The organism is Luteolibacter luteus, from assembly GCF_012913485.1.
GTDB classification, from domain to species: domain Bacteria; phylum Verrucomicrobiota; class Verrucomicrobiia; order Verrucomicrobiales; family Akkermansiaceae; genus Haloferula; species Haloferula lutea.
This window is the reverse complement of record NZ_CP051774.1, coordinates 4016627-4042122: the sequence shown is the minus strand read 5'-3', so window position 1 is coordinate 4042122 and position 25496 is coordinate 4016627. Positions and strand designations below refer to the sequence as shown.

Below are 25496 nucleotides of genomic sequence, written 5' to 3'. Positions count from 1 at the left end.
CCGGGATCGGAATCGATCCGCGGCGCTAGGATGTGCGCGTGAAATTTCGCTCATCCCTGTTAGCCTCCGCCCGTGCCGCCATCGTCGGCGCCTCTCTTCTGTCCCCTGGCCTCGCTCCCGCGGAAGAGACTCCTGCGAACACGCGATGCCCGATGATGACCGAGGATGAGGTCGAATCCGATCATCAGGGCGATTTCAAAGGCACTGCGGTCGCCCTCTGCTGCGGCAAATGCGAGCGCATCTGGAAGGCAGACGAAAGGGCCGCCTCCTACTACGTCAAGGTCGCGACCGAACTCGGCCTCTTGCCGCAGTTCAAAGGCAAGGAAAAGGAGCTCGGCCTTGATGCCATCGAACTGCTGCCACAGCGCTACTGCGCCATTCACCAGAAGACCCTCATCACCCCGGCCAGCCCTTCCGTCGAGTATCAGGGAGTGAAGGTCTATTTCTTCAATGAGAAGGCGAAGGCCACTTGGGAGAAAGATCCGGAAGCCGCCGCGAAGAAAGCGATCGAAGCCGGTGTCCTGCCGCAACTGAAGAAGGCAGCCTAACCCTCACCCCCTGTAAGCATGAAGAAATCATTCCGCATCGGCATCCTCGCCAGCTTGCTTCTCGCTTCCGTCTCGCTTGCCCACTCCGTGTGGGTGGAACCCGGTCCGGACGGCAACCTCGTCGTCCGCTTCGGCGAACTGGATGGCGAAGTCGAGAAATCTCCCGGCCACCTTGATTCATTGAGCACGCCGGTCGCCGCGATCTTGCCGGTGTCCGAAGAGGCGGAGCCGCTGGCGTCCGAAAAGAAGTCCGACCATTTCACCCTCGGGGCCGCGAAGCCGGATCAAGGCCTCGTCGCCGAGAACGTCTTCCCCGTGATGGCTTTCGAAGGCCGTCCCGCTCGTCGCCCCTTCTTCTACAGCCGATGGCTTCCTGCCGGTGGCGAAAAGACCGCAGGCCAGCCTTCCCTGACCCTCGACATCGTTCCGACCGGAAATCCCGGCGAAGCCCGCGTTTACTTCCGCGGCAAGCCGCTTCCCAACACCAAGGCCCAACTCAACGCACCGAATGGCAGCCACAAGCCGCTGAAAACCGACGCCGAAGGCGTGGTGAAATTCACCACCGATGAACCCGGTCGCTGGGTCCTGACCGTTCCCGGCTACAGTGAAGAGCTCCCCGGCTTCGCTGGCGGCCAGCCCTACGCCGTCGCCAGCCACAATGCCTCGCTGACTTGGATCGTGGCAAAGCCCTGATCAACCGGGGCAATCCGGCGTGATTCACTCGAAACACAAAACGGCCCGCAAGCGATTGCGGGCCGTCTTTGTTAGGAGCTTCTTTGTTAGGAGTTCATTCCCCGCGGGCTCACTGCCCCGCGGGCATCTCCTTCGTAAGGGGCTTTTCCTTGCGCAGCATCTTGCTCGCTTCACCGGTGAGCCGGAGATAGTGATCGGATGGCTTTCCATCCATGCCAACGAACTTGCACTGGTCGCTGACGGGCGGATTGTCGGTGACCTTGAAGATGGCAGTGCCCTCGTTCACTTCGTCGAACATGGCAATGTAGAGCTTGTTCGCTCCCGCGTTCATGGCAGTGAAGATCTGTTGCCAATAGAACCTCCCGCCTTGGCGGGGAATCGAACCCGGCGGCTTGATGTCATCCGGAAATTCCGAGCGGCTCAAATTGTGCCAGCTGAAGCCAGGACAGACGCAGGGCACGTAATCCACGCCGTTCTCCTTGCACCACTTGATGTCCTCTTTGATGACATCGCGGTAGCGGTCCATGTCATTGTGGAGCAGCGGGGTGAAACGCTGGACCATCCATGGCAGGACGATGTCCGACTTCTTGATGAGTTCGTGAAGGTACGGATCGTTGGTGCAATCCGCATTCAGGTCTCGCCAGAAGGTCGGAACGCCCAGCATCACCGCGCATCCGCCGTACTCCGGATCGTTGTGCAGGAAGTCGATGACCTTCTCCAAGCCGATCTTCCGGATGTCGTAGGGCCGGTCCGGAAAGCCTACCCCCCAAATGGCGACCACCGGCTTGCCGCCATGATGGAGGTAGGTTTTGGCTCCCTCGGGGTTGGTGACCTTCACCGAATCCACGAGATACTTCCAGTCGTCGATAAGCTGGGTGCACTCCTGATCCGAGCCCCTGAGGCCGGAGAGATCATACATCACCGCGATCGCACGTTCGTTCTTGGAAGCGGCTTCAACCGCATTGCGCAGGATCTCGGTCACACCGCGCTCCCGCTGGTTGGGATTGGTCGCATTGAAGAAGCGCTGCATGAAGACACCGTCCACGCCGTAGTCCTTCATCCACTTGAAGTGGAGCTCCGTCGTGCTCTTGTCCGATGAATTGAAGAACTTCGCGGTGCTACCATCGGCGTGCTTCAAGCCGGTGGGATAGGTCTTCTCGTATTCCGAAACGTCCGGCCACATGTCGATCCGGACCTTGCCGGGGTCCGGATACATCGTGCCGTCCCGGGATGCGCGGAACCAGCCTTGGTATCCGGCCATGGCGAGGCCATCATAGCTCGGGTATTTCGTGTCCGGAGCGTGCTTGCTCTGGGCATACCCCGACAATGCGGTGGCCACCAGCGCGGCCCACGTGAGGATTTGGGTCTTCATGATTTTGGGGAGCGTCGGCAACGGACACTCGCGTTTGCGCCGCCTTGGGAACGGCGCGCTTGGAAAAATGCAGTCTTAGCGCAATGAGATGGTTTTACTTTCGCCCTTCGCAATCTCGACCGGGGTGACCTTGTCACCTTGGCGGATCTTGCACTTGGTGCCGCCCTTGCTGGTGATCCGCAGATCGGTCGCCTTGCCGTTCTCCCATTTCAGATCGACTTCAAAGGCACCGCGGGCACGCAGGCCCTTCACCGAGCCTTCCTTCCATTCGGGTGGAAGCGCCGGCAGGATCTGGAATTCATAGACGCCCTCGGAATCCTGAATCTGGCTTTGAAGCAACATTTCCGCAATCGCAGCCGTCGCACCGAAGTTCCCGTCGATCTGGAAGGGCGGATGATCGTCGAAGAGATTCGGCAAGGTCTTATCCTTCAGCAGATTCACCAGCAGGCCATGGGCACGTTCGCCATCACCCAGGCGAGTCCACATGTTGATTTTCCAAGCCAGTCCCCAGCCGGTTCCTCCGTCACCGCGGCGATCGAGCACCTTGCGTGCCGCCTCGAACAACTCGGGCGTGGCCTTGGTAATCATGTTGGACGGATGCAGGCCGTAAAGATGCGAGGTATGGCGGTGATGCGGATCGGTCTCTTGATAGTCGTCGATCCATTCCAGGATCAGACCGGTCTTCTCGCTGATGCGCACCGGCGCAAGCTTGGCCAGGGCCTTCTCGCACTCCCCACGGAAGTCCTCATCCGCTCCCAGCTCCTTACTTGCGGCGATGCAGTTGGTGAGGAGCTCGTGCACGATCATCAAATCCATCGTCGCTCCATAGGTGAACTCCGCCCGTGTCCCATCGGCCATGATGAAGGTGTTCTCCGGCGAATAGGATGGATTGGTCACCAGCTTGCCAGCAACCAAGGAGCCCGGCGGTGCCTCCACGAGGAAATCGAGGATGAACCGCGCCGCGCCCTTCATCAGCGGCCATGCACGAGCCTTCAGGAACTCACGGTCCTGTGTGAACTGGTAGTGTTGCCACGGGTGCGCGGCGAGCCAGGCAGCGCCGACCGGCCAGATACCCTGCGGTCCATCCGCAGGTGCCGCAAAGCCCCAGGCATCGGTCAAGTGGTGGACGACCCAGCCACCGGCACCATAGTTCACCTTGGCCACACGGCCGCCGGGAACCACCAAGCCATCCATCAGATCGAACAAGGGCAGGTGGAGCTCGGAAAGATTGGTGATCTCCGAGGGCCAGTAATTCATCTGAACGGTGATGTTCGTATGGTAATCCGCATTCCATGGCGGATTCATCTGCCACGCCCACAGACCCTGCAGGTTCGCCGGCATGGCACCCGGCCGCGAGGAACTGATGAGCAGGTAACGCCCGAACGAAAAGTAGAGCTCCGCGAGGCCGGCGTCCGTCGGATTGCCTTTGAAGGCGGCCAGCCGCTCGTTGGTGGGCAGCGAGGCCTTCTCGTCCTTGCCCGGCGTCAGGTCGAGGCTCAGGCGGTTGAAGTAGTCCTGATAGTCCTTCACGTGTTCGGACCGCAAGGCATCATAGCTCTTCGCCGAAGCCTTCGCGATCGTGGCAGCACAAGCAGCAATCGGATCGGCCTTGTCCGGAGAATAGCTCGCTCCGGAAATGTCCTTCTCGAACACCTCGGTGACCCCCTTGAAGCCAGGGAAACCGGTAGCCCCCGAAACGTAGAGAGTGAGGGAGCTCGCACCGCTCACCGTAAGCATCCCATCCTTGTTGGACACTGTTCCCCCCTCCGCCACGGCAGTGGCTTGCGCGGCGAACTTGAGACCCTTTTGGTCTCCAGAGGAATCCTTCCGGTCAATCTGGCCCTCCAGGACGATCGCGTTGGATGAGCTTGAGGATGCCTTGCAGACAGCATCCTTCTCGCGCTTGAAGGTCATCTTCAGGTTGATCGACTTCGGTTTGTCGGCCACGTAGCGAACGATCATCGTGTTGGCCGGCCCCGAGATGAACGCTTCCCGGTGAAACCTCGTTCCTTCGCTCACGTACGAGACGCGACTCATGGCCTCGTCGAGATTGAGGAAGCGAACATACTCCGACACGGCCTTGATGCCGGGAGACTCAATCCACAGCTCTCCGAGCGACTGATAGGGTTTCACGCCCTGGGGTTGTCCCATCATTGTGGATCCCGCGAGCTTCTCACCTTGGGCATTCTTGCCGTCGAAGATCAGCTTTTGCACATCCGGCAGGGCCTTGAGTGCATTCGGATTGCTGGCATCCAAGGGAAAGCCGTCGAAAAGCGAACTTTCGTTCAGCTGGATTCTCTCGTCGGCAACGCCACCGAATACCATCGCGCCCAGCCTTCCATTACCGAGGGGAAGTGCTTCCTCCCAAACTTTCGCGGGTTGCCGGTACCAGAGGAGCTTGTCTCCTGCCGGGATCGCAGCCTCCTTCCCCGAAACTTGGGCGCGGTCCGACCAACGCCCGTCGATTCGATCGCGCTCGGTCGCAGGCTTCGCATAGACCACTCGCGCCTGCCCTTCCTTCTGCGGGCCTCCGAAAAGCTGGATCTCACCATACTGCGTTCCGCCCCCGGTTTCGCGGGATTGGCTCACAAGGATGCGGTAGCTCGAGTACGCGGTTGTGTTGTTGAAACGAATCCCCTCACCCCAACGCTGCCGGTTCGTCTGTCCCTCCAAACCGCTGGGACCTTCATAGATCAGCTTGAAGTCCTTCGCGCCCGACTTCGACGATTCCGGGCTGTTCGAGCCTTCGATGGTGATCTGGACCGGATCCCGCCCGGGCATGTCGTTTCCCGTGGCAAAGCGAAAGCCCGTCACGATGCTCGGCCCCAAGCCAGGAGCAACGACGAGGCCGCTGTTTTTCGCTTTCGAATAGTGCTTCGAGGACGGGCTCCCATCCACCGCATTGGCCACCGACTCTTGGGCACTGCTATCGTCCGAGGTGGAGAGGCTATTCGCATCCCCTTTCGAGGTGTTGCTCAACCCTTGGACAAGATCGTCCTGGTCGAGAATATTGCGCTGATCGCCATTGCCGCGGCCGTTGCGATCGGATTGGGCCGCAACCGGAAGTACCAGCGCCAAGCCGATGCAAGTGGCCCAGCGGCGCTTGCCGGAAGTTCGGAGGTGATGGAGGACGCTCATGTTTTATTCTGTCGGGTTTGATGGCGAAAGCGTGGGAATGAAACCGGCACCCGGAATTTGGGTACCGCCCTCTTGAATGTGGTTTCGATGAGCTCCTTCAATCGATTCACAGAAATGGGTTATTGCCGGGAACCATTGGATAACTCGATTTGAGAGCCGCACTTCGACGGAGTTGTTTCTCCCTACGCCCCCGAATCTGTTTTGATAAGAACGGAGTTTGCCCCGAGAATATGGGAATAGAATTCAAACCATACCCACCCCTTTAAATTACAATGATTTACCCAAATACCACCACCCGTGGGCGCGCAAAATGTCCCCGAAAGAGGTGACATCACCAAACACCCAATGCGCCGGGATAATATTGTAAATACTTATAGAATTCGCAACACAAAAACCATCATGCCATCCCGGCAATGCCACCTTCTTGTTAGGGTAACAAGCGCCGTGCAACGCGACGGTCCTAGCAGGCCTGTCTCGCCTTGACGCGTTCCAAGCCGCAACAAATCAGGGCCTTGCCACAAAGATCACCCAGCTTTCGCGACAACGATCCATACGACTTTAGCCTCGGCTCAGGCTGGTCGACCTTCAAATCCTCCACGAAAAACGGCCTGCATATTCATGCAGGCCGTTTTGACGAAAGGTGGCGGAGAGAGAGGGATTCGAACCCTCGGTAGGTTTTAAGCCTACGTTCGATTTCGAGTCGAGTGCCTTAAACCGAGCTCAGCCATCTCTCCTTTAGCGGCTGGGGCCGGGAAATTAACAGTGAGGAGCCGCTTGTAAAGCTTCGGATCACTGCATTTCCGCACGGCTCCAAAAAGTCATTCCTCCTCGTCTTTGTCTGCGGAGGCTGCGAGCGATTGCTTGGCACCGCTCTCTTTCGGCACATGCGGGGCCTGCACGGCACGCACCACTTCCGGGGAAGCTCCCGCCTTTGACAAGGAACGGCGCACGGCTTCCCGGGAAATGAAATCCACCAAAGTCCCGGAAAAGAGCACTGCGGCAGCGGCAATTCCCATGCCGATGATCCACCAACGATCCGTCAGACGGGAGCCTCCAAAGGTGGCCTCACAATCGACCGCCCCTTCATTCCGCGGCGGCGCCGCCCGGCGGGAAAAGGGAGGCAGCACGTCGAAGGCCGGGTGGATGGTCCGCGGCTCAAGCACCATGTCCGGGATCCGCAGCTCGGGTTCGGCCGCAGTTCGGGAAAAAGCCGCGCTCCGCGGATAAGGCACATCCGCGCGACCGGCAAAGGAATCGAAGTCCTCCGCAGGAAGGCACTCCACCTGTAGCTCGGCGCGACCGCCCAGCAGCACATTCCGCACGTCGCCAGCGAGGACAAAATCCTCAAAGGCAGCGGGGGGATTCGCCGGATCTTCGCCCTTCGGGAGAACCGGCAGAGGACTAAGGTTATCGGGTAGGATCACAGCTTGGAGCTAAAGTTAGTCCATGGTGTAAGTGAATTATTCACAACGGGTCAACGTTCATTTTTTCTTAAAGAAAACCTCAGAATTTCAAAAAAGAACTGACGCCTTCGTTCGCAGGATGCTTGGATGATGGTCATGAACGCCTCCGTCGTCATGACCGTCCTCGCTGCGGACCGCCCCGGCCTCGTCGCCGCCCTTTCCGAAACCATCGCCGCCCATGGCGGTAGCTGGCAGGAAAGCCGGATGGCTCATCTGGCCGGCCAGTTCGCGGGCATTCTGCGCGTCGAGTGCCCGGCTTCGCACGTGGACGGCCTGCTGGGTGACTTAGCGACCTTGGAAAGCCAGGGGATTTCCGTGCAGGCTCGCCGCGAAGAAGCAGCTAGCGGCCCCGCGCGCGAAACCCTCTCCTTGGACATCGTCGGCAATGACCGGCCCGGCATCATCCGCGCCCTCTCCGCCGCCATCGCCGGGGCCGGCGGAAACGTGGAAGACCTCTCGACCTCGCTCGAAAGTGCCCCCATGGCCGGCCACCCGATTTTCCACGCCCAAGGCCTGGTTTCCTTGGCCGCGGATGCCGATCCGGCCGCCCTCATTGCCGCGATCGAGCAACTGGGACCGGATCTTTCAGTTTCGATCGACCGCTAGACCAGCCCCATTCAGGAGGGGATGATCTTTGCAATCCAGACGATCAACTGGGCTCCGGGGATCATCAGCACCTGAGCAAGCACGGTTCCCAACAAACGGCTCCCGGCCATCCCGAAGACCGCGGCGCGCAATTTTGCGTCGCCCTCGCTGGCCTTCGCAGCCCCATCGGTCACGTAGGACAGATAGGGATCCACAAAGGCGAAAAGCATGATCGTGCCCGCGAAATTCACCACCGCCGACAAGTTCGAGGTGGTCATCCGCAACTCCGGGGCGAAGACCCCGGCGTAGAGCGAACTCAGGACCCCCGTGGCCAGCAGGCCGGATCCGATCACGTTCATCGTGAAGATATTCCACGGCAAACGGTAGGCGGTACCGAGGAAACCAAAGTTTGCCTTCGAAGGGACGGCCGCGGCAGAACCGAGCGCGGCAATCCCGGGCTTGCTCAGGGCAAATTTCACCATCCGTGGCAGCGATGGGAAACGATCGAATGAGCCGACCACGCTGGTCATGTAACGCTGGAAGCTCGGGATCAGCGTGGCTCCCACCAAGGTGGCGACGCTGGCCGACAGCATGAGCAGCTGGAAATCATGGCTCAAAATGGCAGCCGCTGCATCCGGCGTTCGCTCGACCGCCACTTCCACCCGCTTCGAGAGGGTCGGCGTCAGCAACGTGTTCGAGGTCCGCGAGACCAGGACCAGGATGTTGAAGATGGAAAGGCAGAAGGCCACCTTGCCCGTCCGGGCACCAGCGATGCGCACCCCGTAGGAAAGCGTCGCGATCAGGTGGATGACCGCCGTGAAAAAGCAGAGGTAGTAGATCGACATCCCGCGAAAACTGCGGGCCCTTTAGCCCGCGCCCCCGCCGCAGTCAATCCGGGCCCCGGTGCAACCCTTCCGCTCAAAGGCATCGAACGTGGTATTGAACGCTCCGATTCTCGCCTTATGCTCCCCCCGCCGCATGGAACAGGAATTGATCGAAATCGTTCGCACCGAAATCCTCGATACGTCGGACCCGCTGACCCCGCAGAGTGATCTCTTCGCTGCGGGACTTGATTCCATGGGCATCATGCAGCTCCTTCTCGCCATCGAGGAAAAGTTCGCCGTGGCCATCGATCCGGCCGATCTGTCCCGCGAGAATTTCTCCACCGGCGAAAAGATTGCCGCCCTTGTCGCCGGGAAACAGGCCGCCGCCAGCCGCTGACTTCCGAACCGTGCCGGCCTCCCCGACTTCCCCCGCCCTGCACACCACGTGCAGCGATGGCTTCCTGCTCGGCTTGGAAAGCCTGATGCGCCGGACATCCCAAGGGAGACATCTGGCCGCCACCGTGTTAGAACTGGAGGGCACGCCCGATTTGGAGCGGATCCGGCGGGTCGCGGAGAAGCTGGGAAAAAACCACCCCATCCTCCATGCGAGGAACGAACGCAGCAAGAAGGACTGGATCGCCCGCTGGCGCACCGACCTCGCTTCGCGCGAAGCGGTGCCGGTGAAGCTCTGGCATCTGCCGGGTGCCGCCACCGCAGGTGAAGGCATCCCTTCCCTCGATGAGCTCATCGGGCAAGTGATCAATGGCACGGATATCGATATCCACGCTTCGGGTCCGAATCTTATCTTCCATGTCCTTCCCCTCTCCACCGCCCGGTGGGCACTGGTGCTGGCATGGAGCCACTCGCTCATGGATGCCGTGGGCATGACGAAGCTGCTGCAACTGCTGGCCGCCGAGGCCAACCTCTCCGCCGAATCCCCGCCCGCAGCCACGCACGCGAGTCCGGTCTCGGAGCTCTACAAGCAAGCCTACCCGATGATCGAGGAAATGCGGAAGTTCCCCAAGTGGCGCCCGCGCTCCCTGCACCGCAAGGGCGCACGCCCGGGAAAGAGCCGCTTCCACGTGACCACCTTTGACAGGGCGGAGACGGCAGCCATCCGCGCGAAGATGGCTGCCACCGCCGGCGAGCTACTACTTCTCCCGTACTTTGCATCGTGCGCGGCACGTGCGGTGCAGGCGGTGATCTCCGCCCGCTTTCCCGACGAAGAAGCGTCGATCCTCCTCACGCTTCCCGTCCAGCGCCAGAGCGACCCCGCCAAACGCCCGCTCTTCAGCAATCACATGACGCCCTACACCGTCCTGCTCACCGCGGACGACCTGGCAGAGCTGAAGCCTGCTACCAGCGCGCTCTACCGCAAATACGCGGACTTCATGCGGAGGAAGCTGCCCGTGGCGATGCATGCCCTCATGCGCATGATGGAGCGCTGCCCCTCCCGTTTTTACAATCTGCCGGCCTTCATCTACATGCGCGGGGAAATCTGCAGCCTCTTCCATTCGCACACCGGAGCCTTTCTTCCCGGCGTCGATTCGATGTTCGGCTGCCGGATTGCCAATGGCTACCACGTGCCCTCGGTAAGTGCGCCGCCGGGAATCGGCATTTTCTTTTCCGAGCATGAAGGGCAGCTTGCCCTCACGCTCTCATGGAAGGACGGCTGCCTCTCCCCGCTGGAACTGGAACTGCTGAAGGAGACACTTTCTGAAGACCTGGGAGCACCCCTGCCGTGAATCTGATCGAGGAAATTGCCCGTCGCCATGACCCCGCGACCGTCGCCGTCACCAGCGGCGAGCGGCGCGTTACCTACGGCGAGCTTTTCGATCAAGCCCGGCAGATCGCGACCATCATGCGCGCGCACGGCAGCCCCGGTCGCATCCCGCGGGTCGGCCTGCAATGCCCGAATGGCGTCTCCTACATCGTGCTTTCGATGGGTTTGTTGCTCGCCGATGCCTGCTTGGTTCCCTTGGCAGAGGAACTCACGGAAAGCGAGCGCACGGAGATCGCATCCATCACCGCACTGGACCTGATCCTCGCAGCCGATGACTTGCCGTGGCACGGTGAGGAAACCGTCGTCGCTGCTTCCGAATCGGATGGTACCGGCTGGAAACTGCACCGCTGCGCATCGGGCACCCTCTTGTTTCCGGAGGACGGATTCCAAGCGCTCAATCCAGCCTTCATCCGCTTCAGCTCCGGCACCACCGGCACCAGCAAGGGCGTGGTGCTCTCCCATGAGACACTCCTCGCGCGCATTACCGCCGCGAATGAAGGCCTGCGGATCGGGCAGCAGGATCGCGTCCTGTGGATGCTGCCGATGGCGCATCACTTCGCGGTATCGATCGTGCTCTACCTTTATTTCGGAGCGACCACGGTGCTGGAACACTCGCCTCTCCGCGAGGACATCCTGGCCACCGCTGCACGAGAGGAAGCAACCGTCATCTATGGTTCGCCCTTTCATTTCGCGATGCTCTCCGGGGACAAGAGCGGCTTCATGTGGCCTTCCTTGCGTCTCGCCGTAGCCACTGCAGCCGCCCTGCCAGAGCCCACCGCGATCGCCTTCGAGAAGCGTTTTGCCAAACCCCTGCACCAAGGACTCGGCATCATCGAGGTCGGCCTCTCCGTCCTCAATCTGGAGGCGGCGGGAAGCAAGCCCACCTCACTTGGAAGGCCACTCCCATCTTACGAGGTGGCCCTGCTCGATGAGGAAGGCCTCCAAGCTCCGGATGGCGAGCCTGGTGAGTTTCACGTCCGCGGCCCGGGCCTGTTAGATGCCTATCTGGTGCCGTGGAATCCCACCCACCTCAATGATGGCTGGTTTGCCAGCGGCGATCTGGTGCGGAGGGATGAAGATGGCGACCTTTTCCTCATGGGCCGGAAGAAATCCGTGATCAACGTCGCTGGCATGAAGGTCTTCCCCGAGGAAGTTGAACGGGTGCTCAATGAGCACCCGGGCATCATTCGCAGCCGCGTCCTCGGTCGCGAACATCCGCAGATGGGACAAATCCCCATCGCCGAGATCATCCCCAGCGACCCCGCGCTCCCGCCAAAGGCGATCGAACTCCAGCGCTACTGCCGCACCCTTCTTTCCGCCTACAAGGTGCCCATGCAATTCAAGGTGGTGGAATCCTTGCCGCTTACTGCCTCGGGAAAGCTGAAGCGGGTAAGCTAGTGCCGTGTTTCCTCCTCACGGGTCTGCATAGCTGCTGCTCGACGAAGAAGCGCTCGCCCACTGTTTGCTCCCGTCCTTCCCCACCAGTTGCACCGCATCAATCTCGTTCCACCCCGGCACGCGGGTCGTATCAAGATACACCTTCACGCTCCGCGCCCGGAGATCCTTCACGACGGGAAAATCCGAGACCACCAGCTCGTTCTGCTCGGATGCATCCATCTGCCCTTCCCAGATCACCGCTTCATTTCCATCTGAAAGCACCGCGACCACCTTGCTGATCGCGCCCGGATTGTGGCTCTCCACCACGCTCACCTTGTCCAGCTCCACGAAGCGATCGTAGTCGAGCTTGATCCACTCTTCCCCGCCATCCGGTGCCTTCGATGCCCAAGCCGAGGGAATATCGCCCGCCGCATCGGTATCCGGACTTCCTGCTGCTTGCTCGTGGCCCCAGCTCCGCTTGTCGCCTCCGGTCCAATGTTCGATCTTTTCCCTCTGCGCCGACTTCAGCGCCAAAGACAAGGCTGAGGTTTCGGCCACCTGCGATTGCCTCATGGACTCGAGCCTCGCCTCCTCATCCTCCACCACTCTCCGGTCCTTCTCCATCCGCTGCTCGACCTTCCCATTCGGCAAAGATGGTTTCGAAGACAGGGGACCCTGCTTCGCTTGGGCGGCTTCACTTCCTGATGGAGAAAGAGGAGGTGGCTGGGTCTTCTGACGGACCGGCAAAGCATCCTGCAGCACCTGCGATTTTCCGGATTCCAGCCCTGCCACCTTCGCTTTCAGCCGCAGGTTCTCGATGGCGAGAAACACGATTCCCAGCAGCATGACAGCGAAGATCGCGATACGTGACGCTTTCATGGCGGAACAAATCCGGTTGAAGGTTCAGTAGCAGAGACCCGGGACGAGGATCTTTCTTAGCAAGTCCTCCGCAAATTTGCCACCATCGATGCATCCCGGGGTTTTTCGCTTCGCGAAGCGGTCACGCTGGGAAATTCTCCGCACGAATGACGCCCGACCTCGCGATCCTGGGTGCCGGACCTGCCGGCTCCACGCTTGCTGCCCTCCTCTCCCAGCGCGGCTTCAAAGTCCTCGTCTTCGACGATGCAAAACGCCCCGGCTTGTTGGTTGGCGAATCCCTCGTTCCTGCCACGGTGCCGGTGATGCGCCGCTTGGGAATCGAAGAAAGGGTGGCCTCCTATTCGCAGCACAAGCCGGGTGTCAGCTTCCTCCACCGTGAAGGCAGCCGGATCGATTTCCACTTCGGGCCGATCGCGGAATTCCTGCCAACCTACGCCTACAACATCCCGCGCCCGCAATTCGACGACACACTTCGCGAACGCGCGGAGGAACTCGGCGTCAAATTCATCACTCATCGCGCCACGGTCGAGAAAGGCGAGGGAGATCGCGAGATCCAGCTCATCCCGGAGACCCTCGCTGCCGCCGGACTAACGGAGCATCCGCGCTTTCTCATCGATGCCACCGGCCGCGCCCGGGTCTTCGCACGCACGCTGGGAATCGGCGCGAAGAGCGGAGAACGCAGCGATGTTGCCTACTTCGCACACTTCGAAAACTTCCATCACGACTTCGAACCTGCCGGTCAGGTTGTCATAAGTATCCTCGACCATGGCTGGAGCTGGCGCATTCCGCTGCCCGGCCGCCTTTCGGTCGGGATCGTCGTTCACAAGGACGCGGCGAAGACCTATGGCGAGACGCCGGAGGAACGCCTCGACTACGCACTGAAAAACGAGCCGCTGCTCCGTGAGCACTCGAAAAACGCACGCCGCGTGACGCCGGTGATGACTTACACGAACTACCAGCTGGTCTCGGATCGTGGTCACGGTCCCGGCTGGGCGTCGTGCGGCGATTCCTTCGGCTTCGTGGACCCCATGCTTTCACCCGGCCTTTTCATGGCCCTCGAGTCCGCGCGGCTCTTCGACGAGCACGTTTTCTCGAAGGGAAAGGCCGTTCTCAACCAGCCGAACCTGATGGCCGCGGGCTTCAAGGCAGCCGAAGAAGAGCTTCACGATTGGCATGAGAGCTGGCGTGAACTCATCCGCCACTTCTATGACGGCGGCATCTTCGCCCTCTTCGAGACCGGCACGAAGTTCTCCGCCCGCTTCAAGGGCTGGCCGGGCATCGGCTTCATGGAGCGGCACATGACCAAGCACATTGCCTCGATGGCATCCGGAGCCTTCACACGCCGGAAATACAGCCGCGGCCTCGTCCGCTTCATGCGGCAATACATGCTCCACGATTGCAAGCCGCCCGCATTCTACTCCGTGCTTCCCGAAGGCCCCGCCAAGCAAACCGGGTGAGCCGGCTCAGACCATCTTGATGCACGCGAAGATCGCGGCAGAGACCACGAGTCCCAAGGCAGCCCCTCCGAGCACCACATCCACCATGGTCGTCCGTGGACGATGCGGCGAAGAAGAGCGTGGAAAAACGAAGGCGGCATAGACCATCCCGGCGACCAAACCGCCGACGTGCGCCGCATTGTCGATGAAATGCCGGAAGAGAAAGCCGATGATACCCGTGAAGACCACGCCCGCGAGCAAGCGTCGGCGTGAGCTTTCCGGTACCAGGGTCCGGTGCAGGGTTTCGAAGACCAGCAGGAAACCCAGCAAACCCATCAGGCCGCCGGAGGCGCCTACGGACGGGACCGAGGTGAAGCGCGCCGAAGCCTCGCCGCCAATCCATGCGGAAATCAGGAACACCATCACCAGATGGGGCCAGCGCGCGAAAGTTTCCACCCGCTTGCCCAAATAGGCGAGCGCGGAGGCATTCATCAGCCAGTGGAGCCAGTGTCCGTGGAGGAAGGGGGCCGTGCACAACCGCCACCACTCGAACAGCGCTCCTTTCGACAACCCGGCATTGCCGACCGTCACGTGGCCGCCGCCATCAAGCGCTCCGAGGTGCAGGATCACATTGATCAAGGCGAGGAATGAAGCGAAGCCGTGCAGGGAGTGGCGTTGATTGAAGGCGTGGATCTCGACGACGACCTGGGTAAGACCGGCCAATACCATCAGTCCCAAGAGAAGCCTCGTTACCGGTGCCTTCTGGATCGCGAGCCAAGTCTCGAACCTCAATGCCGGGGCGTCCGCGATCATTTCCCCTGCCGCCCATTTCCGCGCCCGCTGCAGGCGCTTCCGGCCCTTATACCAAGGAAACAGCCCCAGAATCACAAACAACAGCGCGGCAAGGCCTAGCGTGCCATTGGACAGAATGCGCTCGATCTTCAATCCGCCGAAAACCAACAAAACGACAAACGCGATGCCGAAAATCGTCATCTGCCGCCTCCCCTCCTCAATGTCCCACTCCGCCCAGCGGATGCGGGCCATTTTTAGTGCGGGATGCAGCTCCGAGATTTCTTCCGGCAGCACCAGGCCCGGCGAATCCGGGGTCCAAACCAGATCTACGCGCGCCGCCAGATCCTCGCTGATCACGCGGGACAGCGCCGCGAAGCTATCGCAATCAAAGCGATTTCCCTTCCGGTCCACCCAACCCCAACCAGGTCCGGCTTCGGGAAAGGCGTCGTCCCGCGCCCATGCGGGAAGCTCGGCATCAAGCGTCATGTCCGGGTGCAATCAAGCGGGGCTCAGGTCCAAGTCCAAGGCGAAATCTAACGGATCTCGCTGAAAAGAAAAGGGCGCGCGGCGAAATCGCCACGCGCCCTGGAAAATTGTCCGTGGGCTTACTGTCCCTCGGGAGCCTTTTGCTCGTCGGCAGGCGGCGGGGTCTGCTCGGCGGGAGCGCTTTCCGGCTTGGTTTCCGGAGCCGTCTCGGGCGCTGGGGTGGTTTCCGGGGCCGGGGTGGTCTCGGGAGTGGTCGCGTTTTCCGGAGCCGAAGCAGGTGCTTCAGCGGGCGGAGTCACGGCTTCAGGCTCCAGCGGCTTTTCACCGGCCTTCTCCGCTTCGTCCGCGATCGAAGTCGGCTTCGCGGGCTCGGCGACCACTGCAGCCGGCGCCACCTTGGCGATCAGGGTCGGATTGCTCGAATTCTTCTTCTGGATCAGGACGGCCAAGGTCAGTGTCAGCACGAAGAAGAAGCTGGCGAGATAGACGGTGGCCTTCTGCAGCACGTTCGTGGTGCGGGCTCCGAAGAGCTGGTCCGTGGCGCCGGATCCGAATGCCGCGCCGAGGCCCTCGTTCTTCGGGCGCTGCATCAGGATGATCATGCTCATCAGGACGCAGACGATCACGAAAATGGCGAGCAGCAGGTTGATGCTGATCGAGAGCCAATTAACGGCAGAGACAATCATGGGGCGCGCACTATATGGGCGGCATCCCCCTTGTAAAGCGGGGTTTTCGCCCCGGGAATCGGCCGGATTCCTCACCCCGGCAGGGCACCCGGGAATGACGGAACTTCGCCCTTGGCAGTTGCCGGAGCCGGTCCAAGCTGGCCGCACGATGATCGCAAGGTTGCGTGGGAAGGTGCTGGAGGCGTATCCGAATCGCCTCGTGGTGGATGTGGGAGGAGTAGGTTATGAGGTTCACGTACCGCTTTCCACCTTCGACCGGATCCATGCCGCTGAAGGAGTTTCGGTGGATCTCCGCACCCACCTCAACGTTAGCCCTCGGGACATGGTCCACACCCTCTACGGCTTTGCCACGGAGGAAGAACGCGACATTTTCCTGCTCCTGATCGACCGCGTCAGCGGCGTGGGACCTTCGGTTGCGCTCGCGGTGCTCAATGGGATGCCCGCCGGTCGATTCAAGGCCTGCGTGGTCGGCGGGGAGATCGCCGAACTCTCCAAAATCAAGGGTCTCGGCAAGAAGACCGCGGAGCGCATCGTCCTGGAACTCAAGGACAAGGTGGGCGTCGCCGATACTTGGCAGGAAGTCGCCAGCGGCCAGATCGCGCCGGCCACCGCGGATGCCGAACTCGCCCTCATGGCCCTCGGCTACAAGCAGGTCGAGGCGAGGAAAGCCGTCCGCAAGGTGCTCGACGAGCAGCCCGCCGCCACCACCGAAGAACTGATCCGCGGCGCGCTGCGCTCCCTGCAATGAGCCTGACTCTCGAACAAATCACCGCCGCCATGCCCGAAGGCGGGCTTTTCGACGGCGGCTGGCGCTACTCGCCAGAGCCCCTGAAGCTCACCAAGGCGGAAGGCCGCTTCCTAAAGACCCTCGGCCACCCGCTCGCCCAGTTCCAACAGGTCTGCGACGAACTCTACCGCCGCAGCGCCACCGGCAAGCTGCCGAAATGGATGGCCGAGACCCTCGATACCGGGAAACCCGCCTGGCTCGCCGCCCTCCAAAAGGAGCCCGCCTCCCGCGGCACCTTGCCCCGCGTCATCCGCCCGGACCTGATCATGACCGAAGGCGGCGGCTTCGCGCTCACCGAGCTCGATTCGGTTCCCGGCGGCATTGGCATCACCGCATGGCTCTCCCGCCTTTACGCGGATGCCGGTTTCCCCGTGATCGGCGGCCGGGACGGCATGATCTTCGGCTTCTCCTCGGTCCTCCCGGAAAACGGCGCGATCCTCCTCTCGGAAGAATCCACCGACTACCGCCGGGAAATGGAATGGCTCGCCCGGGAAACCGGCGGCGGCCGCACCGTCGAATCCGCCGAGGAATACGAGCCGGATGGCCGCGCCCTCTACCGCTTCTTCGAGTGGTTCGATTGGGAATCCATCCCCGCTGCCCGCCGCCTCGCCGAGGCCTCTGCCACCGGCGAAATCTCCCTGACCCCACCAGCCAAACCTCATCTTGAGGACAAGCTCTGGCTCGCCCTGCTCTGGACTCCGGCGCTCAAGCAAATCTGGGAGCAATCCCTCCGCGGCAGCCACCTCACCCGCGTGAAGGAAATCGTCCCCCACGGCTGGGTCGTCGATCCCGCCCCGCTCCCCCCGCAGGCCGCACTGCCGGTCCTCGGCGTCAATTCTTGGGAAGAGGTCGCCCGCTTCAGCCAGAAGGAGCGCCGTCTTGTTCTCAAGATCAGCGGCTTCCACGAAACTGCCTGGGGCTCCCGCGGCGTCCACATCGGCCACGATCTCTCGCAGGCCGAGTGGTCGGAGAAAGTCCACGCCGCCATGGCGGACTTCGACCAGCAGCCTTGGATCATGCAGGAATTCCGCGAGGGCCGCGTCGTCGAACACCCTGTCTTCCGCGAGGACGGCAGCATCGAAATGCTAAAGGGCCGCGTCCGCCTCTGCCCCTACTACTTCACCGACGACCAAGGCCAGACCTCCATCGCCGGCGCCCTCGCTACCCTCGCCCCCGCGGATAAAAAGAAAATCCACGGCATGCGCGACGCCGTCCTGCTGCCTTGCGTGGTAGAGTAAGCGGGCGGCCCGGCTCGCCCCATGACACTCCGCCGCGCATTCCGCTTCCCGCCCCGGCACTCCGGCTGCTTCACTGGCCGCGCCGATGACCGAGCTCCCACCGACCCGCGAGCAACTCCGCCTCGAAGGATTTGAACTGATCGACGAAACCCTTTCATTCCTCGTGGGTTGCCTTGGCGACGCATTGAAGAGCTTGGGCGAAGATTCCCTGATTCCCTATCTCCCATGGTCCGGCACCGTCCCGGAAAACCACCCGCCGGAAGGCACCCAGCAACTTTACTCGATCGGTTTCCAGCTCCTGAACATGGTGGAAGAGCGCGTCGCCGCCGCCACCCGCCGTGAACGCGAAAAGGTCCTCGGTGCCGACTCCATCCGCGGCCTCTGGCCCCAAGCACTGCGCGATATGTCCGCGCTCGGCCTCGGCCCGCAGGAAATCCTCGCCGTACTCGCAGACGTCGACGTCCAGCCGGTGCTCACCGCCCACCCCACCGAAGCAAAGCGCGCCTCCGTTCGCGAACGCCACCGCGCCCTCTATGAGGAGCTCGTCCGCAACGAGTATCCGAAATACACCGATCGCGAGCGCCGCCGCATCCGCGAGCGCATCGTCACCGCCCTCGAAACCCTCTGGCGCACCGGCGAGATCCACCTCGTCCGGCCGGACATCTACCGCGAGCTGCGCGATGCGATCCACTACCTCCGCGACCTCTTCCCTTCCGCGCTCAATCGCCTGGACCTTCATTTCACCGAGGCATGGCGAAATGCCGGCTTCCCTCAGGAAATGCTCCGCGCCGCAGGCAATATCCCGCGCCTCTCCTTCGGCACCTGGATCGGCGGCGACCGCGATGGCCACCCGCTCGTCACTCCGGAAGTCACCGAGAAAGCCCTCGAGATGCTCCGCCGCGCTTCCTTCCAGCTCCTCAAGCGCGAGCTCGAACAAGTCGCCGGACAACTCACCCTTTCCCGCCAGCTCAATGAAATCCCGGATGCCCTTGAGCGCCGCATCGACGAGCTGACCTTCTCCTTCGGCGACGAAGACCTGACCAACGATCTCCACGATCGCTATCATGAGGAACCTTGGCGCCACCTCTCCGGCCTCATCGCCGCGCGCCTCCAGCGCCAGATCGATGGCCATCCCGGCTACAACTCGCCGAAGGACCTCGATAACGATCTCGGCCTCCTCGCCGATGGCATCCGCGGCGTCGGCTGCTCGCTCATCGATGAGCAGTACCTCCGCCCGCTCCGCCAGAAGCTGGAAATCTTCGGTTTCCACCTGGCCCTCCTCGATGTCCGCCAGAATTCCGAGTTCCACGACAAGGCCATCTCCCGCCTCCTCGCCGCCGCCGGCTTGGAAGACGGCGGGAACTACGCCTCCTGGACCGAGGAAAAGCGCCTCGCCTTCCTCACGGAGGAGCTCAAGTCACCCCGCCCCTTCCTCCACGACTCCGCCCGCATCGGCGAGGAAGCGGACGCGGTCCTCGATTGCTATCGCGTCCTCGCGAAACACCGCAAAGAGTGGACCGATGCCGGCCTCGGCGCACTCATCGTCTCGATGACCCGCCAGCTTTCGGACCTCCTCGGCGTCTTCCTCCTCGCCCGTGAGGCAGGACTCATGGAGCACGATGCCACCGGCTCCTGGTGCGCATTGGAAGTGGTTCCGCTCTTCGAGACCATGGACGATCTCGATCGTTCGCCCGGCATCCTCGGTGCCTTCCTCGATCATCCGCTCACCATCAAGACCAACGAAAAGCGCGCCAATGGCGGCAAGCCCAGCCAGCAGGTCATGCTCGGCTATTCGGATTCGAATAAGGACTGCGGCATCCTCGCCGCCCAATGGGCACTCCATCAGGCACAGGAAGCCCTCACCGTCACCGGAAATGAGCGCGGCGTGAAGCTCTGCTTCTTCCACGGCCGCGGCGGCACCATCTCGCGCGGCGCGGGTCCCACCCATTGGTTCATGGCCTCGCTTCCTCACGGCTCGATGAGCGGCGAGTTCCGCATGACCGAGCAGGGCGAAACCATCGCGCAAAAATACGCGAACCTCGCCAACGCCACCTACAATCTCGAACTCCTCCTCGCTGGTGCCGCCATCACCACCGCGAACCACCGCCACACCCCGCCGAAGAAGGACCCCGCCGAGCCCTTCCTCCCCTTCCTGGCGGAAAAGAGCCAGGAAGCCTATCAGGCCCTGCTCAGGACCGAGGGCTTCATCAACTTCTACCGCCAGGTCACGCCGATCGACGCACTGGAGAATTCCCGCATCGGCTCCCGCCCCGCACGCCGTACGGGCAAGAAAGGCCACTCCATCGCTGACCTCCGCGCCATCCCATGGGTCTTCTCTTGGACTCAGGCCCGCTTCTATCTCCCAGGCTGGTTCGGCGTCGGCTCCGCACTCGAAGCGATGCAGAAGGAATCCCCGGAGCAATTCGAAGCCCTCCGCGAGGTCCTCGCCCACTCCACCTTCCTCGGCTACGTCTTCACCAATGTGGAGACCAACCTCGCCTCCGCGAACCTCGATCTCATGAATGAATACGCCGCCCTGGTCGACGACCCGGAACTGCGGAAGAAATTCATGGATATCATCGTCGCCGAGTTCCGCCGCACCCAGGACCTCCTCGAAGGCCTCTACAAGGGCCGCATGGACGACCGCCGCCCCCGCATGGCGAAGACCCTCGCCATTCGCGAAGCCCCCCTCCGCGTCCTCCATCGCCAGCAGATCGCCATCCTCAAGCAATGGCGCGGCCTCGTCGCCGATGAAAAGGAAGCCGAAGCGGAAACCATGTTCCCGAAAATGCTCCTCTCCATCAACGCCATCGCCTCCGGCCTCCGCACCACCGGCTGATCGCGCACACCTCCGAGAAATCCGCATCCAGGAAGGGCGCCCGCCAAACCTCTCGAAAGGTAGGGTCGGACACGCCCGGCCGACCGCAGGTGCGGCATCGCTCACCCCGCCGCCGCACGTAGTTCCGCCTTTAGGCGGTCGCATTGCTTCAAGCTCTGCCGCCACGAAGATCCACCGCCGCGACAACGCCCCAGCCAAGGAACGGCAGGCTTATCTCGGACCTCGCGTCACGTAAGCCTCCGGACCCCCACGCCCGGACCATCATCTGTATTGTCATCAGGTTACAGATTCACCCATGATATCCCGAAGATGACACCTCCACCCAAGCCCATCCACCAACTCCTCGCCCTTCTGATGCTACCGGTCGGTGCATTGCTCATCATCGGGGCCAAGCTTGGAACATCCATGATCGGCACCTCGGACAGCCCTGCCGCGCTGCTCGTCCTCTCCTTGGTCGGGGCGATCATCTGGGTATGGGGCTGCATCCACTTTGCCATCGCGTCAAAACTTAGCCCTGCGCTCGGCTTTTTGGGGCTCTTCTTCATCGCCGGGTTTCTCATCCTTCTTTTTGTTGCGAAGAAGCAACCCGAGTGGGAGCGCTCGAAGATGCGACGTTTCGCGAATAACCCGAAGAAGGAGTACCGCGGAGATCCAGACAGCCTCTACTGAACCGCTCGATGGACTTCTACTGCGATCAGGTCGTCCCCGGCATCACCCCCGTCGACATCGTCGCCGAGACCCCGGAGGTCCTCGCCTTCCACCACACCCGGCCGTACTGGCCGCTTCACATCGTCGTCATCCCGAAGCGACACATCAGCTCCCTCGCCGCTTTGGAGGAAGGAGAAATGGCCATCGTCCAGCAGATGCTCGCAGTCGCCGCGGACATCTGCCGCGAGGTCACCGCAAAGGAAGGCGGCTGCCGCCTCTCCACCAACTGCGGCGATCACCAGACGACCAAGCACCTCCACTTCTACATCCACAGCGGCTCCCGCCTCCGCGACGAACACGGCAATTCCATCCCTCAAGACAACCAGCCATAGATCCCGCCCCCGCTCCTTCGCAGCGGCAATCGACGAACCTCGGAAACTCGCCGCATCAGCCGCACTCTAGCAAACGCCTCTCCTTCCAATGCCCCGAAGGGGCAAACGTGGGCAGCCCGGTGCAAGCGCGCAGCGCGCAGCTCTGGGTAAGGCACCACCCGACATCGGTGCCCTGAAAGGGCACACGGAGGCGGGACTCATCCAAGCCGATCGCCTCCTCTCGTCCATCCCGAGAAGTGCCGCTAGATCGACGATCCTGCCTTTGAGGTAGAGTCGGACGCCCCCGGCCGACCGCTTGCAAACAATCCCTCCTCCTTCCTCTCTTCGGCGGAGTGCAGACCGTTTGATGATTGGTGATCCTGCCTCTCACACAGTCCCTCTCTTCCCAAAGGGACGATTGATAATATCCCGGGACGAAGTCCCGGGAGACCCCGCTCCAATCACCGCGTCCTGAAAGGACGCCTCATGCAGCGAGAGTCCACGAGACCTCCGCGCAGGCCATCATCGCCCCCGGCCATTGCGGACACCACGCGCCAAGGTCGAGCCTCCCATCAATCGTCCGATTCTCCCTATCTTCGCCCTCTCCAAACAAAAAACGCTGCCAGCACCCCGAGGATCGCCACACCAAACCCGATCCCCCATTTCGTCCCCACTGGCGACTCCTCTCGTACTTCTTTCCCCCCATTCTCCTTCACAGGCCGAACCCTATCTCTCATCGGAGGACCTCGCCTCTCTTCCCGTTGTCCACCAGAAGCTCTGACTTCATCCCGCTCGATGATTAACTCGCGCGCGAGTTGATGCGAATTGCCTCCCGCAACCTCGGGCGTAATACGACAAACTCCGCCATCGCGCCTCAATCTCGCAATGGCCTGTTTCGCATCGTCGATGTATCTTAACGCCACTGGAGGCTGCTCGTAGTCAAATTCAGAACTCGGGATATCCAACCCGTTCTCTAGAACGACAGCGATGCGCTGACTAACGATTCGTAAGCCGGTAACGATTTCATCTCTCAGATTCGACCTTCGCAGGGCAGAGTCAACGTATTCAATCAGCGCCTCGGCAAGATCAGGTTTGAATTCGGTGCCTGCCGGTGCCTCTAGGACTTTCATCACTAGAATCTCAGAAAACTGGAACTTGCCATTCTCTGTCGCCTTTTGAAGCAGCGTGCCGAGAAAGTCATATTCCCCCGCCTTGGCAAGCTTGCCGACTAACAGCAAAAAGTCTTGACCCTCAGACTCAGCATTTTCCACCACCTCAATTGCATCGGACCTAACTTCTTCAACTTCACCCGGCAATTCCTCCGCAAAGGCAACCGGCAAGAAAATCACCACTACCAAGATCCGCATCACTTTCACTTTCAGGAGTGCCTACGATTTCTTACGGTGCTTGGCTATCTCAAGCATTCCGTATCATCTCCCCCTTCGATACAGGTGATCTGCCCCCACCGATCCCCTTGCCCAGCCCGCCTGATTGCTTTCGCATCACCTAGCCTCCTCCCCGCACTTTCCGCGGAGCGCAGACTGTTTGATGATTGGTGATCCTGCCTCTCTCGTCCCAAAGGGACGATTTATAACAGCCCGGGACGAAGTCCCGGGAGACCCCGCCCCAATCACTGCGTCCTGAAGGACGCCTCATGCAGCGAGAGTCCACGAGACCTCCGCGCAGGCCATCATCGCCCCCGGCCGTTGCGGACACCACGCGCCGAGGATCGCCACACCAAACCCGATTCCCCATTTCGTCCCCGCTCCCAATTCCTCCTGCCCGGCTTTCGTTCCAATCTCCTTCGCTGGCGACAGCTTATCTCTCTCCCGCGGATCCCTCCTCTCCTCACGTTGTCCACCGGATGCTCTGGCTTCATCCCGCGCAATGATCGATTCTCGCGCAAGGTGGTGTGACCTGCTTCCCTGCACCTCCTCGGTGATCCGGCAAACCCCGCCTTCGCGTCGCAACCTCGCAATCACCTGCTTCGCCTCGTCGATGTATTTTAACGCCACTGGAGGCTTCTCGTAATCGAACTCAGAACTCGAAATTCCCAAGCCGCCCTCCAAGACCACTGCAATGCGATGACTTACCAACCGCCGACCCGTCGCGATTTCATCCCCCGGTCTGGTATCCCGAAGTAAGAAATCAATGTAGTCGATCAGCGCCTCGGAAAGGTCAGGTTTAAGCTCGGTGCCGGTTGGAGCCTCCAGCACCCGTCGCACCAGAATCTGAGCCCGACCAGGATCGGCCCCAGTCATGGCGCGTTGAAGCAATACCCCTAGGAAATCATAGTCGCCCAAGTCTCCTAGCTGAGTGGCCAACTTCAAGAAATCTTCTCCTTCGGATGGGGGACCTTGGTCGATGGATGCAATGGCTTCCGCACGAAGCTCTTCAACCTCACTTGGCAACTCTTCGGCGCGTGCGATCGCAACCGCAATCGCTGCGAACAAAACCCTCATCAGTCCCACTTTCACAAGTGCCCAAGGTCTCTACCGGTAACCAGGCACCTTCAAGCATTTCCCATCACCTCTCCTTCGCCCCCCGAATTTACTCGCTCAGAGGTAGGGTCGGACGCCCCCGGCCGACCGCTGGTGCGGCATCTCTCACCCCACCGCCCTCCTTACTAGCGAACAGCTCCCTCATGCTCTCTCGAAAAAAGCGTACTCCGATTGATCCTCCCGCCCTCTATGCCTCCCCATGTCGCAACGGGACATCGAAACGAAGCCCAAGCTTTGCCGAAGGCCTACCTCGAAAAAGCCTTCCTAAAATAAAACACCCCGACAACCAGCGCTCCCGACAACACCGCAACGATCACGACAAACGATCCGCCAGCCGGCTTCTCTCCCTTCAAATCCTCCGGACCATCACCTTTTGGAACAGGTAATCCCTTCGGCGCCCGGGTCTTCACCGCCGCCCCGGACTTGACCCCGCGCTCATCCAGCACCGAGGGCAGAGGACCGGTACGCGATAGAATCTCGTCCTCAAGCCATTGCTTCGGATCATCGTGAACCCTCTTGGCATCAGGACTGTACCCGTGACGGGGCTCCACCGCTTGAGCAAGATGGGAAGAATAGAAATTTCGAAAGGTGTAAGGACTCCCTATCCGCCCTCTCCTCTGGGTGTAATCTCCGCTTTTATCATTCTTCCGGATCGTGGCTTTGAAGAGATCGACCATCACCGCGAGATCAACCTCCCCCACCACTTCCCCTTCTTCCATCGGAACTGCCTCCCAATTGCTCATCCGATAAAGAATCGTTTGAGCCGCAACCTCCCAAGCCATGCTGCCCGGGTCCCACTCGCTCAGGATCACAACGGTACCTCTTCCCCTGTTGCTCCTGATATCCTCACGGATCAAGCCCTCCACCTCTTTCACTCCCGGAGAGTCAAAGCTCAATTTCTCCGTAGCATGCTCTTCCAACTGATCCAATTCACGTGCCGCATCGATTACCCTCAGCTGACTAAATTCTTCGGACTCTGCTCCGTCCAATCGACAGCAAAAAATGATACAACCAATGACAAGCATTGGCCGAACCCAAAAAATCGAAGAT

General features: G+C 61.1%; 22 protein-coding genes and 1 tRNA gene. 12 read left to right on the top strand and 11 right to left on the bottom strand.

Going from position 1 to position 25496, the window contains the following annotated elements:
* Positions 1-38: 38 nt before the first annotated feature.
* Together HHL09_RS16630 and HHL09_RS16625 are read left to right on the top strand one after the other, a co-directional pair.
* The gene (locus HHL09_RS16630; RefSeq protein WP_169455744.1) at positions 39-548 is read left to right on the top strand and encodes a hypothetical protein; all 510 of its coding nucleotides are present in this window, start codon (positions 39-41) and stop codon (positions 546-548) included.
* An 18-nt stretch (positions 549-566) separates the two neighbouring features.
* Positions 567-1241, top strand: a complete 675-nt coding sequence (locus HHL09_RS16625; RefSeq protein WP_169455743.1) for a DUF4198 domain-containing protein — start codon at positions 567-569, stop codon at positions 1239-1241.
* Between the two features lie 109 nt (positions 1242-1350).
* Here the strand turns inward: HHL09_RS16625 and HHL09_RS16620 are convergent, their stop codons facing one another.
* From HHL09_RS16620 to HHL09_RS16605, 4 genes are all read right to left on the bottom strand, one after another.
* Entirely contained in the window at positions 1351-2613 is a 1263-nt protein-coding gene (locus tag HHL09_RS16620; RefSeq protein WP_169455742.1) for a glycoside hydrolase family 99 protein, read from the bottom strand.
* 75 nt (positions 2614-2688) lie between these two features.
* Positions 2689-5751 (bottom strand): glycoside hydrolase family 95 protein, encoded by a 3063-nt coding sequence (locus HHL09_RS16615; RefSeq protein WP_169455741.1) that lies wholly within the window; start codon positions 5749-5751, stop codon positions 2689-2691.
* Between the two features lie 641 nt (positions 5752-6392).
* Positions 6393-6485: transfer RNA gene (locus HHL09_RS16610), tRNA-Ser, on the bottom strand.
* Between the two features lie 84 nt (positions 6486-6569).
* The gene (locus HHL09_RS16605; protein WP_169455740.1) at positions 6570-7175 is read right to left on the bottom strand and encodes a hypothetical protein; all 606 of its coding nucleotides are present in this window, start codon (positions 7173-7175) and stop codon (positions 6570-6572) included.
* 135 nt (positions 7176-7310) lie between these two features.
* Here HHL09_RS16605 and HHL09_RS16600 point away from each other — a divergent pair, with 135 nt between their 5' ends.
* The gene (locus HHL09_RS16600) at positions 7311-7820 is read left to right on the top strand and encodes a glycine cleavage system transcriptional repressor (protein ID WP_169455739.1); all 510 of its coding nucleotides are present in this window, start codon (positions 7311-7313) and stop codon (positions 7818-7820) included.
* A gap of 11 nt (positions 7821-7831) precedes the next feature.
* Here the strand turns inward: HHL09_RS16600 and HHL09_RS16595 are convergent, their stop codons facing one another.
* Positions 7832-8644 (bottom strand): lipid II flippase family protein, encoded by an 813-nt coding sequence (locus HHL09_RS16595; protein WP_169455738.1) that lies wholly within the window; start codon positions 8642-8644, stop codon positions 7832-7834.
* 133 nt (positions 8645-8777) lie between these two features.
* On the opposite strand from HHL09_RS16595, the gene HHL09_RS16590 reads away from it, so the two are divergent.
* The 3 genes from HHL09_RS16590 to HHL09_RS16580 are packed head-to-tail and all read left to right on the top strand — an operon-like array spanning position 8778 to position 11804.
* The gene (locus HHL09_RS16590) at positions 8778-9020 is read left to right on the top strand and encodes an acyl carrier protein (RefSeq protein ID WP_169455737.1); all 243 of its coding nucleotides are present in this window, start codon (positions 8778-8780) and stop codon (positions 9018-9020) included.
* A 10-nt stretch (positions 9021-9030) separates the two neighbouring features.
* Complete coding sequence (locus HHL09_RS16585) at positions 9031-10368, top strand: hypothetical protein (RefSeq protein WP_169455736.1); 1338 nt, start codon at positions 9031-9033, stop codon at positions 10366-10368.
* Positions 10365-11804, top strand: coding sequence for a class I adenylate-forming enzyme family protein (locus HHL09_RS16580; protein WP_169455735.1), 1440 nt, complete (start codon positions 10365-10367; stop codon positions 11802-11804). The genes HHL09_RS16585 and HHL09_RS16580 overlap by 4 nt, the downstream gene beginning before the upstream one ends.
* 15 nt (positions 11805-11819) lie before the next feature.
* Here the strand turns inward: HHL09_RS16580 and HHL09_RS16575 are convergent, their stop codons facing one another.
* Complete coding sequence (locus HHL09_RS16575; RefSeq protein ID WP_169455734.1) at positions 11820-12662, bottom strand: hypothetical protein; 843 nt, start codon at positions 12660-12662, stop codon at positions 11820-11822.
* A gap of 146 nt (positions 12663-12808) precedes the next feature.
* On the opposite strand from HHL09_RS16575, the gene HHL09_RS16570 reads away from it, so the two are divergent.
* Positions 12809-14119, top strand: a complete 1311-nt coding sequence (locus HHL09_RS16570) for an NAD(P)/FAD-dependent oxidoreductase (RefSeq protein WP_169455733.1) — start codon at positions 12809-12811, stop codon at positions 14117-14119.
* A gap of 6 nt (positions 14120-14125) precedes the next feature.
* Here HHL09_RS16570 and HHL09_RS16565 read toward each other — a convergent pair whose 3' ends face one another.
* Together HHL09_RS16565 and secG are read right to left on the bottom strand one after the other, a co-directional pair.
* Positions 14126-15376: a rhomboid family intramembrane serine protease gene (locus tag HHL09_RS16565; RefSeq protein ID WP_169455732.1), complete on the bottom strand. Its 1251-nt coding sequence runs from the start codon at positions 15374-15376 to the stop codon at positions 14126-14128.
* 119 nt (positions 15377-15495) lie between these two features.
* Complete coding sequence (gene secG / locus HHL09_RS16560) at positions 15496-16062, bottom strand: preprotein translocase subunit SecG (RefSeq protein ID WP_169455731.1); 567 nt, start codon at positions 16060-16062, stop codon at positions 15496-15498.
* A 94-nt stretch (positions 16063-16156) separates the two neighbouring features.
* Here secG and ruvA point away from each other — a divergent pair, with 94 nt between their 5' ends.
* From ruvA to HHL09_RS16535, 5 genes are all read left to right on the top strand, one after another.
* The gene (gene ruvA, locus HHL09_RS16555; protein WP_240963643.1) at positions 16157-16810 is read left to right on the top strand and encodes a Holliday junction branch migration protein RuvA; all 654 of its coding nucleotides are present in this window, start codon (positions 16157-16159) and stop codon (positions 16808-16810) included.
* A complete protein-coding gene (locus HHL09_RS16550) occupies positions 16807-18087 on the top strand; it encodes a hypothetical protein (protein ID WP_169455730.1) in 1281 nt (426 codons plus the stop codon). The genes ruvA and HHL09_RS16550 overlap by 4 nt, the downstream gene beginning before the upstream one ends.
* Positions 18088-18172: 85 nt before the next feature.
* The gene (locus HHL09_RS16545) at positions 18173-20926 is read left to right on the top strand and encodes a phosphoenolpyruvate carboxylase (RefSeq protein ID WP_169455729.1); all 2754 of its coding nucleotides are present in this window, start codon (positions 18173-18175) and stop codon (positions 20924-20926) included.
* A gap of 309 nt (positions 20927-21235) precedes the next feature.
* Positions 21236-21595: a hypothetical protein gene (locus HHL09_RS16540; protein WP_169455728.1), complete on the top strand. Its 360-nt coding sequence runs from the start codon at positions 21236-21238 to the stop codon at positions 21593-21595.
* An 8-nt stretch (positions 21596-21603) separates the two neighbouring features.
* Positions 21604-21966, top strand: a complete 363-nt coding sequence (locus tag HHL09_RS16535) for an HIT domain-containing protein (protein WP_169455727.1) — start codon at positions 21604-21606, stop codon at positions 21964-21966.
* A gap of 569 nt (positions 21967-22535) precedes the next feature.
* Here the strand turns inward: HHL09_RS16535 and HHL09_RS16530 are convergent.
* From HHL09_RS16530 to HHL09_RS16520, 3 genes are all read right to left on the bottom strand, one after another.
* Positions 22536-23321 (bottom strand): hypothetical protein, encoded by a 786-nt coding sequence (locus tag HHL09_RS16530; protein WP_169455726.1) that lies wholly within the window; start codon positions 23319-23321, stop codon positions 22536-22538.
* 276 nt (positions 23322-23597) lie between these two features.
* Positions 23598-24422: a hypothetical protein gene (locus HHL09_RS16525; RefSeq protein WP_169455725.1), complete on the bottom strand. Its 825-nt coding sequence runs from the start codon at positions 24420-24422 to the stop codon at positions 23598-23600.
* Positions 24423-24691: 269 nt separating this feature from the next.
* Complete coding sequence (locus HHL09_RS16520; protein ID WP_169455724.1) at positions 24692-25471, bottom strand: hypothetical protein; 780 nt, start codon at positions 25469-25471, stop codon at positions 24692-24694.
* Between the last annotated feature and the right edge of the window lie 25 nt (positions 25472-25496).

Bases quoted from the DNA above. Each gene is read 5' to 3' on its own strand.
- HHL09_RS16625 (WP_169455743.1), top strand. From the start codon at position 567: ATGAAGAAATCATTCCGCATCGGCATCCTCGCCAGCTTGCTTCTCGCT.
- HHL09_RS16620 (WP_169455742.1), bottom strand. From the start codon at position 2,613: ATGAAGACCCAAATCCTCACGTGGGCCGCGCTGGTGGCCACCGCATTG.
- HHL09_RS16615 (WP_169455741.1), bottom strand. From the start codon at position 5,751: ATGAGCGTCCTCCATCACCTCCGAACTTCCGGCAAGCGCCGCTGGGCC.
- HHL09_RS16600 (WP_169455739.1), top strand. From the start codon at position 7,311: ATGAACGCCTCCGTCGTCATGACCGTCCTCGCTGCGGACCGCCCCGGC.
- HHL09_RS16595 (WP_169455738.1), bottom strand. From the start codon at position 8,644: ATGTCGATCTACTACCTCTGCTTTTTCACGGCGGTCATCCACCTGATC.
- HHL09_RS16590 (WP_169455737.1), top strand. From the start codon at position 8,778: ATGGAACAGGAATTGATCGAAATCGTTCGCACCGAAATCCTCGATACG.
- HHL09_RS16575 (WP_169455734.1), bottom strand. From the start codon at position 12,662: ATGAAAGCGTCACGTATCGCGATCTTCGCTGTCATGCTGCTGGGAATC.
- HHL09_RS16570 (WP_169455733.1), top strand. From the start codon at position 12,809: ATGACGCCCGACCTCGCGATCCTGGGTGCCGGACCTGCCGGCTCCACG.
- HHL09_RS16565 (WP_169455732.1), bottom strand. From the start codon at position 15,376: ATGACGCTTGATGCCGAGCTTCCCGCATGGGCGCGGGACGACGCCTTT.
- secG (WP_169455731.1), bottom strand. From the start codon at position 16,062: ATGATTGTCTCTGCCGTTAATTGGCTCTCGATCAGCATCAACCTGCTG.
- ruvA (WP_240963643.1), top strand. From the start codon at position 16,157: ATGACGGAACTTCGCCCTTGGCAGTTGCCGGAGCCGGTCCAAGCTGGC.
- HHL09_RS16550 (WP_169455730.1), top strand. From the start codon at position 16,807: ATGAGCCTGACTCTCGAACAAATCACCGCCGCCATGCCCGAAGGCGGG.
- HHL09_RS16545 (WP_169455729.1), top strand. From the start codon at position 18,173: ATGACCGAGCTCCCACCGACCCGCGAGCAACTCCGCCTCGAAGGATTT.
- HHL09_RS16540 (WP_169455728.1), top strand. From the start codon at position 21,236: ATGACACCTCCACCCAAGCCCATCCACCAACTCCTCGCCCTTCTGATG.
- HHL09_RS16535 (WP_169455727.1), top strand. From the start codon at position 21,604: ATGGACTTCTACTGCGATCAGGTCGTCCCCGGCATCACCCCCGTCGAC.
- HHL09_RS16520 (WP_169455724.1), bottom strand. From the start codon at position 25,471: ATGCTTGTCATTGGTTGTATCATTTTTTGCTGTCGATTGGACGGAGCA.